The organism is Bacillus sp. FJAT-29814 (genome assembly GCF_001510715.1).
Taxonomy (GTDB): Bacteria; Bacillota; Bacilli; order Bacillales; family Cytobacillaceae; genus Neobacillus.
The window spans coordinates 106,813-120,355 of sequence record NZ_LMTJ01000004.1 but is presented as its reverse complement, the minus strand read 5'-3'; the positions used below and the strand labels follow the sequence as shown (position 1 = coordinate 120,355).

General features: G+C 45.4%; 12 protein-coding genes. 8 read left to right on the top strand and 4 right to left on the bottom strand.

What is annotated here, in order from left to right:
- Positions 1-187 precede the first annotated feature (187 nt).
- Together AR334_RS30145 and AR334_RS10835 are read right to left on the bottom strand one after the other, a co-directional pair.
- Positions 188-325: a hypothetical protein gene (locus AR334_RS30145; RefSeq protein WP_216638023.1), complete on the bottom strand. Its 138-nt coding sequence runs from the start codon at positions 323-325 to the stop codon at positions 188-190.
- Between the two features lies 1 nt (position 326).
- On the bottom strand, positions 327-1,952 hold the full coding sequence (locus AR334_RS10835; RefSeq protein WP_066309730.1) for an SWIM zinc finger family protein: 1,626 nt from the start codon (positions 1,950-1,952) through the stop codon (positions 327-329).
- 612 nt (positions 1,953-2,564) lie between these two features.
- On the opposite strand from AR334_RS10835, the gene AR334_RS10825 reads away from it, so the two are divergent.
- Positions 2,565-4,736 (top strand): EAL domain-containing protein, encoded by a 2,172-nt coding sequence (locus AR334_RS10825; RefSeq protein WP_066309726.1) that lies wholly within the window; start codon positions 2,565-2,567, stop codon positions 4,734-4,736.
- 474 nt (positions 4,737-5,210) lie between these two features.
- On the top strand, positions 5,211-5,741 hold the full coding sequence (locus AR334_RS10820) for a hypothetical protein (protein WP_066309723.1): 531 nt from the start codon (positions 5,211-5,213) through the stop codon (positions 5,739-5,741).
- Between the two features lie 214 nt (positions 5,742-5,955).
- Here the strand turns inward: AR334_RS10820 and AR334_RS10815 are convergent, their stop codons facing one another.
- Positions 5,956-7,053, bottom strand: a complete 1,098-nt coding sequence (locus AR334_RS10815) for a LysM peptidoglycan-binding domain-containing protein (RefSeq protein ID WP_082692897.1) — start codon at positions 7,051-7,053, stop codon at positions 5,956-5,958.
- A 261-nt stretch (positions 7,054-7,314) separates the two neighbouring features.
- On the opposite strand from AR334_RS10815, the gene AR334_RS29910 reads away from it, so the two are divergent.
- Positions 7,315-7,473 (top strand): hypothetical protein, encoded by a 159-nt coding sequence (locus tag AR334_RS29910; protein WP_172799208.1) that lies wholly within the window; start codon positions 7,315-7,317, stop codon positions 7,471-7,473.
- 139 nt (positions 7,474-7,612) lie between these two features.
- Here AR334_RS29910 and AR334_RS10810 read toward each other — a convergent pair whose 3' ends face one another.
- Positions 7,613-8,413, bottom strand: a complete 801-nt coding sequence (locus tag AR334_RS10810; protein WP_066309720.1) for an SGNH/GDSL hydrolase family protein — start codon at positions 8,411-8,413, stop codon at positions 7,613-7,615.
- Between the two features lie 261 nt (positions 8,414-8,674).
- Here AR334_RS10810 and AR334_RS10805 point away from each other — a divergent pair, with 261 nt between their 5' ends.
- From AR334_RS10805 to AR334_RS10785, 5 genes are all read left to right on the top strand, one after another.
- Positions 8,675-9,424, top strand: coding sequence for a YveK family protein (locus AR334_RS10805; protein WP_066309718.1), 750 nt, complete (start codon positions 8,675-8,677; stop codon positions 9,422-9,424).
- On the top strand, positions 9,414-10,127 hold the full coding sequence (locus AR334_RS10800; RefSeq protein ID WP_066309716.1) for a CpsD/CapB family tyrosine-protein kinase: 714 nt from the start codon (positions 9,414-9,416) through the stop codon (positions 10,125-10,127). Before AR334_RS10805 ends, AR334_RS10800 begins: the two co-directional genes overlap by 11 nt.
- Positions 10,128-10,226: 99 nt before the next feature.
- Positions 10,227-10,991 carry a tyrosine-protein phosphatase gene (locus tag AR334_RS10795; RefSeq protein WP_066309714.1) on the top strand — a complete coding sequence of 255 codons (765 nt, stop codon included), beginning with the start codon at positions 10,227-10,229 and terminating at the stop codon, positions 10,989-10,991.
- Positions 10,992-11,340: 349 nt separating this feature from the next.
- Positions 11,341-12,234 (top strand): UTP--glucose-1-phosphate uridylyltransferase GalU, encoded by an 894-nt coding sequence (gene galU, locus AR334_RS10790; RefSeq protein ID WP_066309709.1) that lies wholly within the window; start codon positions 11,341-11,343, stop codon positions 12,232-12,234.
- Positions 12,235-12,777: 543 nt separating this feature from the next.
- Entirely contained in the window at positions 12,778-13,467 is a 690-nt protein-coding gene (locus AR334_RS10785) for a sugar transferase (RefSeq protein ID WP_066309707.1), read from the top strand.
- Positions 13,468-13,543 lie beyond the last annotated feature (76 nt).

The window sequence follows — 13,543 nt, the reverse complement described above, 5'->3', positions numbered from 1 at the left end:
GGTATCCAATATGTACTTTCTAAAAATAGTATCTTTAAAGAATTTAGCAGCAGCATTTGCCGAAATCTCTTTAAAAGATAAAAATTACTCTTTTTTTGCTAATGAGCACTCTACAAGACCCACAATCTAAACCTAATTCTATGCATTAGATGTAGTCATTAGGGTTTTATTTGCACAAATCCCACTTTTATTTTCGCCCGCCCTCAGGTACCGCCCGCATCAAACCTAACTTCAACCCACAACCCCCAACTGTCCGCTCCACGTGGACAAAATCGCCAAACTGTCCACGGGCGGTGCCTGACACCAATAACACCATTTCCAACACACTATATAAGTTTACTCCTCTGACACTCCTCATGAAACGCCCTAAGCCTTTTGGTCCGCTCCATCAACCCATCCAAAAAATACTCCCAGTCGTCAACCCGTTTCAGCTTCTTGTACAGCGTGCGCAGCTTCTTCAGGTGCCGAACTGCCAACCGGTAGCTACTCCGATTCTTGGCATCAATCTCCTTCTGCGCGACCTGATGCAGCATGCCCAGCAGCAAATCTGGCCGTTCCTTCTCGACCATCTTTACCCGTTCCTTCGGCAAGTCGGCGTACTCCATCCCGACAAACGCCTGCAGCTCAGCCCACCGCGCATAATCGCCGCGCTCAAACAATAAGTACTCATAATCAGCATAACTATAGGGCAAACCGCTCAACATCGCCCGCTCAAACACCTCGAACCGCCCATTCTCCGTGCAATAACCAGAAATCGCCCGCAGTGCCGTGCGCACAAACGCCGAACGGCTATGATACGACGCGAGCCGCTCCAAATACCCCTTCAGCTTACTCAAGAACATGTCAATCACCGGCCCGACACGACGCCATGCCTTCGCGACTGTGAAAAAATCAATCCAGTAAATCATAAACGGAACCAAAGCAGGATCATCAATCCGCCCGGCCAGCTTCAACGCCAGCTCATCATTGTCGAGCAGGAAGTACAAATGAATCATCGTCACCTCAAGCGCCAGCGGATTCTCTTCGTCGTCCAAATCCTTCAACCGCGTGCCAATCCGCAAAGCCTCTTCCTGCCGCCACTCTTTCTTCCGAAAAACCTCCGTCCACAGTACCCGGTGCAAATACACCCGCTCCTGAACGAACCCGGCACTGCACGTCAGCGCCGCAAACACCTCATCCTTCAACCGCTCAATAAACGCATCAAACGCAAACGGCAGCGCCTGGGCACTAATTTTTCCAGACAAATCGTCAGCATCATCCAACAAATTATGAAAACAATGCCCATACGCCCGGCGCACGGCCTCCTCGGCAAACCCGAGCTCATCCGTCAGCACTGCGAGCTTCCGAAACGACACAACCGCCGCCACAAGCCCATACAACTGGCGCCACTCCTGCTCCATCGGGGCACTCGCCATCACCCGCCGCTGGTAAATTCCGAACAGCTCCGAAATCACATACGGATTCGTATACTTCTTGCCGCCCACCAGCGTATCGAAACTCGACTCAAACAGCTGCAGCCACTTGTCGTAATCCGGCTTCGGCAGCCGCCCGGCCTTCATCAGGTCCTTCGCCATCTGTAGCCCCATCACCGCCGCCGACCGCGTCTCCCGCGCCGGCTCACGCCACTCCGCCAGCCAATCGCTCACACTGCCGACCTTCGAATACACGGCAAAAAACACCGCCAGCTGATGCCGGCACAGCCCCTCGCCCGGGCACGAACACTCACTCAAGCCGAGAAACTCCGGATCGAGCCGCACCTTCGCCGGCGTCACATCCTGCACAGTCGCATAAAACTCGCCGCCCTCATACCGCAGCTGCGTTACCAGCCCTTGCCGAAACAACATCATCCCGCTCTGGACCATCCGCGCATCCTCCGACGAATGCGCAATCAACAAATCCTGCAGCTCATCCGCCAGCTCCTGAACCTTCTCACTCCCAGGAAACGACTCCATCGTCCGCGCCTCCTCTACTCAAAAATAATCCTGCGTATCAGCACCCTATATATTTAAAAAAATGATACAAACAATCAGACCTTGCCAATAAAGGCGGTGTGAGCAGAGCTAAGCAAGCCTAATTCAAGCCATAAAAAAGTATACCTGCCCCTTAACTTGAATCAACAGATACACATGCGCGCCGCTCCGCCCCTTTCCTCCAAAAAATCCATATTCCTCTATTATACCCAAAAATCGGCCTTTAGAGGAGTGACAAACCCAAGAGCCTTTTGAAAAATGAACGCAGGCCTTGACTCCGACAAATAATCTATGAGGGTTTGACAGAATTAGCCCCATTATGGGATGTAGACCAGAAAAATATCAAAACCGACCAATAAAACCTCAAAACCGACCAATAAAATTGAAAAACCGACCAATAAAATTGAAAAACCGACCAATAAAATATAAAAACTGACCAAAAAAATGATAAAGTTGTTAACCCTCGCATCCGGCGCACCACAGACTCGCCTCAACCCGCTAAAATTTCCCACTATCCAAATCCCTCATAATACTGATAACCTTAACAAAATTTAGTAGACTAAATAATAATTCACCATGAGGGGATTCGGTAAGATGAACTCGATTATTGGCCCAAAATCGGATATCTATCAATCACTGTTCGATTATAACCATGACGCCTGCTACGCGCTCGACCTGAAAGGAAAATTCATCCTCGTCAACGACGCGGCTGCCGAACTAGTCGGATACGACAAACAAGAACTCCTGCAGATGTCCTTTTACGAGCTAATGAACCTGGACGAAGCGGAAGTGGCCACTCAATACTTCAAGCGCGTTCTGGAAGGCGTCAGCGAGCGTTTTAACATCAGCATTCATAAAAAAGATGGAAAAGCATTGGACTTATTTATCACCGCCGTGCCGATCTGGGTCGAGGGCAAAATCGAAGGCGTCGTCGGCATGGTCCGCGACGTCACCGAGAGGAACACCCTTGAAACAATGCTGAACGGTCAAAATCACGTCCTTGAAATGATTGCCAAAGGAGCTAAGCTTACCGATGTGCTCGCCGAAATCATCCGTCTGGTTGAATTCGTTTCCGATGATGGCATATGCTCGATCTATCTAACAGAACAAGACGGCACAAGCCTCGTCAATGCGTCTTCACCGTCGATTCCGGCCGCCTACACAAAGCAAATCAACCATTTGCCCGTCGGTCCGGAGTCGGGAGCGGCGGCCGCCGCTGCGTACCATAAACGGCCAATCATCGTCAGCGACATCGCCAATGACCCCTTATGGAAAAAGCACCGGGACATCGCGGTCAAATGCGGACTCCGAGCCAGCTGGTCGACACCTGTGTTCAACAGCCAGGAGGAGCCGATTGCTGTTTTTTCAATCTATTACAACCAGCCGTGTGAACCGACCGAGGCCGATATCCAGCTCATCGAAAAAGCTGTCCACCTGACAAGCTTAGCCGTCCACCATTACCAAGCCGAGGAAAAAATCAACTTTATGGCTTTTCATGACGAGCTGACCAACCTGCCGAAACGGCGGCTGTTTGACGAAAGAGCCACGGAGGCAATTAAACAGCATACAGACAAGCCGCAGCAAGCCATTGCCTTCATGTACCTTGACCTCGACCGGTTTAAAATCATTAACGACACGCTCGGCCACAACATGGGCGACCTGGTGCTGGAACATGTCGCTAGAAGGCTTCAGTCCGCCATCCGCGAGGAGGACACGGCTTCAAGGCAGGGAGGCGACGAGTTTGCCCTGCTGCTAAATAATGTCAGCAAACAGGAGGCCGCAAGCATCGCCCAGCGGATCATTAATGTGTTGGAGGAACCGTTAATCGTCGACGGGAATGAGGTGTTTGTCACCACGAGCCTCGGCATCAGCCTGTATCCTTCTGACGGCGATACCGTGGGTGACCTGCTCAGGAAGGCTGACATTGCCATGTACAAGGCGAAGCACAAAGGGCGCAACAACTATCAGTTTTATGACGCCGTCCTGGACAAGGAGTTGTACGACCGTCACGAAATCGAAAAGGAGCTGCGAAAAGCGCTGGAGAAGGGAGAATTTGAGCTCCATTACCAGCCAATCATAAACCTTTCCACCAATACCATAGTCGGCGCCGAGTCGCTGCTGCGCTGGAAAAATTCGACGCTCGGCCATGTTGTACCTGACCGCTTCATCCCCATCGCCGAAGAAACGGGGATGATTGTGCCGATTGGCGAGTGGATCCTGAACACCGCCTGCCGGCAACTGAAGGCATGGGAGCAGGAGGGGCTCGACTTGTCGGTGGCCGTCAACATCTCGATTCGCCAATTTTACAAAAAGAACTTGGCTTTTGTGATTGCTGATGCCCTAAACGAGACGGGGATTAACCCCGCACACCTGACGATTGAGATCACCGAAAGCATGACGATAGATGTCGAAACCGCATCAAAAATTCTGCGGGAATTAAAGGACCTCGGCGTCAATATTTCCATTGACGATTTCGGCACCGGCTATAGCTCGCTCAGCTATTTGAAGACCTTCCCAATCGACAGCTTGAAAATCGACCAATCCTTTGTCCAGGATATCGCCAACAGCAATTGCGATCAAAACATCGCCACCGCGATCCTGCTCATGGCCCACAACCTCGGCCTGAACGTCATCGCCGAAGGTGTCGAAACCACCGACCAGCTCGACATCCTGCGCAAATACCATTGCAACTGCGCCCAAGGCTACCTGTTCAGCAAGCCGCTACCGGCGGAGGAATTTAAAAAACTACTAGAGAACTCTTACTGAGATGTTCTTAAAAAGGGGTAACTTTTCTCTGCAAATATGGAGAAAAGTTACCTCTTTTTTGGGTCCCCCCGAACTTTATTTGCTCAATTCGTAACGAAGAATAATGATTGAAAAATGAACCTTGGCAGGTGTACTTGACTCTGGGTATGTTATATACCCATTCCGAGAATAGAGCGGGGTTGTGAAGGACGAACCAGCGACATCTTTGAAACAAAGAGAACACAACGAAAAAGTAGATATAAGGAAATCTTGCGATTTCCCGGATAGCCCCTTGCAAAGTGTGAGAGCTCCGCGCGAATTTTATTTGCGCTTTAAGAAAACCCTTCATTTTTTCCTACTGCTTAGGTACTACCACCTAAGCAGTAAGTGTACATCTATGCAAAAATTACTAAAATTTGTAAAAATAAAGGAATTTTCACCTGCGAGGTTGAAATTAATTATAGAGATATACCGTGTGTGAGGGAGAGGACCCTATTGAGGCAAAGTCGCAAATATCGATCCCCTTGGGCAGCGATGCTGTGGTCGCTTGTGCTGCCGGGCTTTGGGCAGCTGTACAACCGGGATTACGTCATAGGAATTGCATTGATTGTATTGGAATTTTTAATCAACGTGAAGGCGGATTTAAATCTGGCCCTATTATATTCCTTTAGAGGCAAACTGGCCGATGCCCATGAGATAGGCAACCTCGGCTGGGGATTGTTCTACCCATCCTTTTACGCCTTTGCCATGTGGCAGGCGTTAAACTATGCCATAAACTTCAACAAGCACCAGCAGGGAAATGAAGGCGCCACCAGAACCTATCTGTCCGGGTTCTTTCTGGGACTCGTCATCGGGATGGATTTCGGCCTCTTCTGGCATGACAGCCGGATTGCCGACACCGTCCCACTCATGGATTATCCGGTCTTCAACGGACTCCTGTTTGGCCTGCTGTTTGGCGGCATCGGCCATTTCCTTGAAAAATACCTATATCGAAAAAATAAACGGCCGCACACGCTGAACGAATGAAACAAGCTTTTTGAAAAAAGAACCTTGGTAGGTGCACTTGACTCTGCAACGTTGTTGAACGCCATCCGCAGCACAGACAGGCCTAGACCTGACGAATGAGCCACGACTTTGCTGCAAAGGGGAAGCAACGAAAAAATAGAAACAAGGAAATCTCACGATTTCCCAAAAACAAAAGACCAGCCCGGCAAAAACACGGGCTGGTCTTCTCTATGCTTTAATATAAGCGTTTAAACGCTTCAAAGTGCTGTTTGTAGTAGGTGCTCGACAGGCTTGAGATCATCACGCCATTCGTTGAGTTGGCGTGGATGAACTGGTTGTTGCCGATGTAGAAGCCCACGTGCGAGATGCCTTTTTGATAGGTGTTGGCAAAGAACACGAGGTCGCCGATTTGCGGCTGGTCGACATAATAGCTACGGTCGTAGTAGCCGGCAGCAGAATAGCGGCCGATTTTCTTGCCGGACTGGTTGGCGACATAGTAGATGAAGCCACTGCAGTCAAAGCCGGACAGGGTGCTTCCGCCCCAAACGTATGGGATGCCCATTAAACTTTTTGCGACTTCAATCGTTTTGCTACCAAAGTCGGTTGCCGGTGCCGGTGCAACACCAGGAGCCGGGGCAGGAGCAGCGGATCCGGATGGACCAGGTACCAACAGCTTGCGTCCTGCATAAATTAGGTCTGATGATAAGTTATTAAGCGTCTTTAATTCTCCGACCGTCGTGCCGAATTTGGATGCAATTTTGCTCAAGCTGTCGCCGCTTACGATTGTGTACTCAATACTCGACTGCCAGCTTGGCGGCGCCGTTGATGGGTTCGGAGCTGGTGCCGGTGTTGGAGCCGGCGCTGGAGCAGGTGCAGGCGCAGGTGCTGGGCTTGGTGCCGGAGCAGGCGCTGCTTGTCCAGGTGCAGAAACCTTCAAGGTCTGGCCGATGTAAATCACCGTGCCGGAAATATTGTTCCACTGTTTTAATTCGGCGACCGTGACGCCATAGCGGTTGGCGATTTTGATTAGCGCATCGCCTTTGACAACGGTATAGGTGGCTGCTGGCTCTGGTGCTTGGGCAACTGGCTGCTGCGGCTGTGGTGCGGCAACCGGTTTGGCGGAAACTTTAAGGGTCTGGTTAGGATAGATTAAGTCAGAAGTTAGGCCGTTCAAGCTTTTTAATTGGCTGACGGTCGTCTTGTGGGTCAGGGCGATTTTTGACAAGGTATCGCCTCTTTGGACCGTGTATGTACTGGCGTGCGCGGCGCCTGCATAGGCAAGCGACAGGAATGCGGTGGTCGATAGCACGCGCACTATGGTTTTATTATCCAAGATTATTCCCCCCTATTATGCTATTTTTCTATTCATTTTACCATAGATTGCTAATATTATGGGCGCCGAATTGGTAAATTTTGAAGGAAAAATAAAAATAAACGCTTAACGGCGTGGAATTTGTCATGAGTAATAGTCCTAAATATTCTAACTCTACAAATTTCACATAATTGTGCCAAAATTCGACTGGAAATCTATTTACATTTCACTGGTTTTCTATTACTATTGTTAAAAATATGTATGGGAGGTCGTTAGTGGGAATTGGAGTCGAAGGGAAACAACATAACCAGAACAAGTGTGGATTTTAGCGAGATCGTGAAAAAGGCTTATGAAAAAGGAATGACCGAGGACGAACTGACCATTGAACAACTGATGGCCGATTTAAAAACAGAACTGAAACATTTAGTGGCAGGCTGCTAATATAGATAGGAAGAAGATAAGCTGCTGGAGCGGACTCCAGTGGCTTTTTTTAGCTGCCGCATAAATTCAACTACGCCTCATGAACCGTCCAAACGGTCTCGCCAATCGATGAGTTTATGCAAAAAAAACGAATCCATTACTAGGATTCGCTTTTTTGGACAAAATATTCGATAAGGTACAGGCTCCACACCTGGGCGCCTTTGTCGGTTACCGCTTTTTTATCGGCGGTTATGTAGTCTTTGAACCCTTCGGTATTCGCATCAGGCCAAGCGGTCCAGTGATCAAGGTAGGTAAGCTTCTGTTCCTCGGCAAAGGTCTTCAGCTGAGAGGTTTGCTTCGGATAGATGTCCGCTTTGTATATAGGATAGGATGGCTGAATGATAAACACCGTTTCCGGCTTCGCAGAACGCACGTCTTCGATGATTTTGCTTAAATCGTTAAAGGTATTCGCCGGCGAGACCAAACCGTTATTCTTAAGCATAAACGGTTCGATGACAACAAGGTCAGCCTGTTCAGCAGCGATTTCTGCGGTTTTATTTTCTTTAATCAAATAATTGGAAGTGGAATTATACGTCTTCAGTCCCACCTCAAGATGGTCTGCCCCATAGGCAGCAAGCAGCCCCTGTTTGACAAGCGGGAAGACGCCTTCACTTTCAGTACCGATAGCGGGTGAGCCGACAAACAGGATTTTAAAGCTATCCCCGGCGACCAACTTCTTCTTAAAGTTCTCCGCGGCTTCGGCGGGCCAGTTTTTCGTTAACGCCAGCAGCTTTTCATCCATCGGAGCCTGCTCTTCTTCAGCAGCTTCCCCCTGGCTTAAGGTGCCGGTCTGTTTATTTTTGGCCGATGTGCCCGTTATTTTGTCATTCCAATGGGATTGGCCTACATAGAGTACGGCTATAAATGCGATACATAATAGTAAGGTCAGGACTTTCTGCATGTGTGATAACCCCCAAATCTAGTGCAATCCTATTATAGCAGAAATATCTTCCAACTATCCTCTTGATTCTACGAAAAATTACAAATTATGACGGGGTTTGTCAAAATTAATAAAAGAACTTATTACCAAAATAGTAAAACCCCTTCAAAAATCTTACAAAAAGTTGTTTAATTAAAAGAGTGATGTTTCGACAAAAGACTGAAAATATACGACAAATTATGATATAATATCCAATTGTATGTAGATATTTAGGAGGACAAAATGGAAGAGACTATTAGTTTGAAAGAGTTGTTCGAGACGCTTAAAAAGCGATTGTTATTAATCATTTCCATTACTGCGATTGCCGGCCTTGTCAGCGGCGTTGTCAGTTATTTTTTCTTAACCCCGATTTATCAGGCTTCAACGCAGATTCTTGTCAACCAAGCGAAAAATGACCAAGCATTTTACAGCCCGAGTGAAGTACAGACCAACCTTCAATTGATTAATACCTACAATGTCATAATCAAAAGCCCGGCGATTCTAGATATTGTGGCAGATGACCTTGATTTAGGCATGAATGCCGCGCAATTGAATGAAAAAATTACCGTCGGCAGCGAAAAGGATTCCCAAGTGGTAAATGTATCGGTTCAGGACCCGAATCCTGACACTGCTGCACTAATTGCCAATAAGACAGCTGAAGTGTTTAAAAAGGAAATTGCCAATATCATGAACGTCGATAACGTCAGCATCCTCGCCAAGGCGGATGTAGGTGAGAATCCATCACCCATCAAACCGAGACCGTTAATGAACGTGGCGATTGCACTTGTAGTCGGTTTAATGGCTGGTGTCGGAGTGGCATTCCTGCTGGAATACTTCGATAGCACAATTAAAAACGAGCAGGATATAGAAAAAGAATTGGGACTTCCGATTTTAGGGGTCATCTCCACGATTGATGATCAAAAGATGGAAGAACTAAAGGCAAGACGATCAGCAAGAAATTCAAGGGTAAGAGGTGAGACAGTTGGCTCTTAGAAAAAAGAAAAAACAACTGAGCAGAGACCCGGGCCGCAAACTGATTACGGCGATTGCACCGAAATCACCGATTGCGGAGCAATACCGGACGATTCGGACGAATATCCAGTACTCTTCTATCGATGAAGAAATTAGAGCAATCATGGTTACCTCATCCGGCCCTGGAGAAGGAAAGTCAACAACCGCCTCAAACCTTGCGGTGACATTCGCCCAGTTAGGCAAGAAGGTTTTATTGGTCGATGCTGACCTTCGTAAGCCGACGGTACATCATACGTTTGCGGTAGATAATTTATTCGGATTTACGACCGTATTAACAAAGCAACGATCAATGGATAAAACAATCCAAGAAACCGAAGAGCTGGATTTATATATTTTAACAAGCGGGCCGATTCCGCCCAACCCTGCTGAGCTGTTGAGCTCGAAATCGATGGAGCAATTTATCGAGGAAGCAAAGGAAGAGTTTGACTATATCATTTTTGATACACCGCCATTATTAGCGGTGGCGGACCCGCAAATTTTGGCGAACCAAGTGGACGGCTCGATCTTAGTCGTATTTAGTGAAAAGACAGAAATTGACCAGGCCAAGAAGGCGAAGGAATTGCTTGGAAATGCCCAAAGCAAACTGTTGGGTGTCGTATTAAACCATAAGGATGTTCAAAAGAGCGATTACTATTATTACTATGGGTCATACGGTGCGAAGTAACAAATTTCGACAAATCTTCCCCCTTTCCTGTTACTTTCGACTTTGGTAAGATGATAAAGTACTAGAAAATTAACAGTTTACTGGAAAGGGGCGGGGAAAATGGTGGATTTACATTGTCATATCTTGCCCCAAGTGGATGATGGGGCAAGAGATTTAGCCGAAAGTATCGAAATGGCGCGAAAGGCTGTAGAACAGGGAATTACGACAATTGTCGCAACGCCGCATCATCTCAATAATCAATACGAAAACCCGAAGCAGACGATTATTGGGGAAGTAGAAAAATTAAACCAAGTTTTTCAGGCGGAAAAAATAGATTTAAAAGTGCTCCCAGGTCAGGAAGTGCGCCTCCATGGCGAATTGCTGGAAGGATACGAGCTGGGAGAGATCATGCCGGTAAACCATTCGCAGTATGTATTGGTCGAGTTCTCATCGAGCCATGTTCCAAGATACACGGATAAGTTGTTCTTCGATATGCAGCTAAACGGCCTGACTCCGATTATTGTCCATCCGGAACGGAATCAGCAAATTGTCGAACAGCCGGAAGTGTTGTATCAGCTTGTGAAAAAAGGCGCATTAACACAAATAACAGCTGCAAGTGTTTGCGGTGATTTTGGAAAAAAGATTAAAGGTTTTTCACTGCAGTTAATTGAAGCAAGTTTAACCCATTTCATCGCCTCTGATGCCCATAATACCGGGAACAGGAATTTTAAAATGAAAGAGGCTTATAGTCTCATTCAAGAGAAATACGGAAATGAACTGGTGTATATGCTGAAGGAGAATGCTGAGCTGGTGATTGCAGGGCAGCATGTGTATAAAGAGATTCCGGAACGCGTGAAAAAGAAAAAGTTCTTGGGTATCTTCTAACCTGAATAAAATAACCGCCCTGATGGGGCGATCCATGAAAAAATTAAGCTGAGTTGAGATTACAAAAAATTAAACATCTTAATCAGGCTTAATACCTGAACGGCGAGGCTTCCCTGTCCGTTATCCATGGGGGCACTCGGTCATGCTGTGGGTCGATAGTAGGACAGGCCTTAGACGCGAGTCGTCGAGAGCATGACGTGAGGACGGGTTAGATGCCCGATTTAAAATAACAAGATGAATAGATATCTAATGAAAGAATAAGTGTGAAAGCACTTGCAATTCCATTAGATATTTATTTTTTTGACCATATATTTAGAAAAGCGAAATAGAGAAAACGGAGGAGAAAAGTTTGAAAAAAGTAAGAAAAGCCATCATCCCGGCAGCTGGTCTGGGAACAAGATTTCTACCAGTGACAAAAGCAATGCCAAAGGAAATGCTCCCAATTGTGGACAAGCCCACTATTCAATACATAGTGGAGGAAGCGGTGGCGTCAGGGATTGAGGATATTATCATTGTAACAGGTAAAGGGAAGCGCGCGATTGAAGACCATTTTGACATGGCGCCGGAGCTTGAACGAAACCTGATTGAGAAGGAAAAATATGACTTGTTAGATAAGGTGCAATATTCTTCCAATCTAGCAGACATCCATTATATTCGCCAAAAAGAGCCGAAAGGCCTTGGGCATGCAGTATGGTGTGCACGAAACTTTATCGGAAATGAACCGTTTGCGGTGCTGTTGGGCGATGATATCGTCCAAAGCGACACACCTTGCTTAAAACAATTAATAAACCAATATGAAGAAACCTTTTCTTCTGTGATCGGTGTGCAACAGGTACCTGACAATGAAACCCATCGTTATGGCATTATTGACCTTTCCATGCAGGATGGCCGTCGCTACCAAGTAAGTAATTTCGTAGAAAAACCAAAGCAAGGTACAGCTCCGTCTAATCTAGCAATAATGGGCCGCTATGTGTTAACGCCGGAAATTTTCATGTTCTTGGAACGTCAAGAAACAGGTGCCGGAGGGGAAATTCAGTTAACTGATGCGATTCACCAGCTAAATCAAATTCAACGGGTGTTTGCCTATGATTTTGAAGGTAAACGGTATGATGTCGGTGAAAAGTTTGGGTTTGTTAAAACTACAATCGAATTTGCACTGCAGCATGAAGATCTCCACGATGACATGCTAGAGTACCTAAAAAATCTAGTTTCTTCATCAGAAAAAGAAAAAGTACTGGTATAGAGAGAAGGAAGGGGTCACAGTTGCATAATTTAGCAAATCAGAATGTTAGTTATTTGAAAAAACAGAGCTCTAAAGTATAGTACATGACGGAAGGCTCTATCTTTTTACAAAGAGATGTCGGTACATTAGGTGGAATCATTCTATTAAGTCCTCTATTAATTATTATCGGCATTTTAATCAAGAGTGAAGACCCTACCGGAAAAAGTTTTTTTCTTGCAAAAGAGAGTTAGGTTAAATAGAAATAAAATCAAAATATTTAAATTCCGCATGAGATGTCATATTTACCGTATTTGTTTTATATTTGAAGTTCCTCAAGAACCATGCGTAGTTGAAGAAATCCGGATTAAAAGTTGCGATAACTAGCTGAATTAAACTGAAAAAATGTATGCATGTGATTTTAAAGGTATTTGGTGTTATGTCGCACTATTAAATTTGCGTTGCCGAACGAAGAACTTCATTATAATGTACTATATTATCTTAAAAATCTAATTGCATTACTAGAGAAGAAAAAGTTTTGGTATTGAGAGAAGGTAGGGGTCATGGATGTCTAATCTTGCAAATCAAGAGGTTAGTTATATTGAAGGAGAAAAATCATTAGTATTAAAAGAAAACGAAAATAAATTGTATTTAGTTGTTAAAAGGTTAATAGATATTATTGGGGCAACAATCGGACTTTTGTTAACCTTCCCATGTTTAATAGTATTAAGTAGTTTTTATTTTTTTGGGCCAAATAAAGGCCCAATCTTTTTTAGGCAAGTTAGGATTGGAAAAGATGGACGTAAATTTTATATTTATAAATTCAGATCTATGGTAGTGGATGCTGAAAATAAATTAAAAGAAAACAAAGAATTGTACAATAAATATATAAATAATAACTTTAAGTTGGAGCAAGATGAAGACCCAAGAATTACTGAATTCGGAAGATTTATTCGTAAAACTAGTTTAGATGAACTTCCACAATTCCTCAATGTATTAAAAGGGGATATGAGTTTAGTAGGCCCGAGGCCAGTTGTAGTGGAAGAGTTAAATGAATACAATGATAAAAAGGCGGATTTCTTATCTGTAAAACCAGGAATAACAGGATACTGGCAAGTATGTGGAAGAAGTGATATTGGGTATCCAGAGAGAGTAGAAATAGAGTTGTACTATGTCTATAATAGGAGTTTAACCCTAGATATAAAAATTATTTTTAAAACAATTGTACAGGTATTAATGAGAAAAGGTGCTTATTAGTAGAAAAGTGAAATATAGTGAACAAAACTAAGATGGAGACCCTTATTGCTTCATCTTTTCCATTTGAAATTTAATT

Bases quoted from the DNA above. Each gene is read 5' to 3' on its own strand.
- AR334_RS10835 (WP_066309730.1), bottom strand. From the start codon at position 1,952: ATGGAGTCGTTTCCTGGGAGTGAGAAGGTTCAGGAGCTGGCGGATGAG.
- AR334_RS10825 (WP_066309726.1), top strand. From the start codon at position 2,565: ATGAACTCGATTATTGGCCCAAAATCGGATATCTATCAATCACTGTTC.
- AR334_RS10810 (WP_066309720.1), bottom strand. From the start codon at position 8,413: ATGCAGAAAGTCCTGACCTTACTATTATGTATCGCATTTATAGCCGTA.
- AR334_RS10805 (WP_066309718.1), top strand. From the start codon at position 8,675: ATGGAAGAGACTATTAGTTTGAAAGAGTTGTTCGAGACGCTTAAAAAG.
- AR334_RS10795 (WP_066309714.1), top strand. From the start codon at position 10,227: ATGGTGGATTTACATTGTCATATCTTGCCCCAAGTGGATGATGGGGCA.
- AR334_RS10785 (WP_066309707.1), top strand. From the start codon at position 12,778: ATGTCTAATCTTGCAAATCAAGAGGTTAGTTATATTGAAGGAGAAAAA.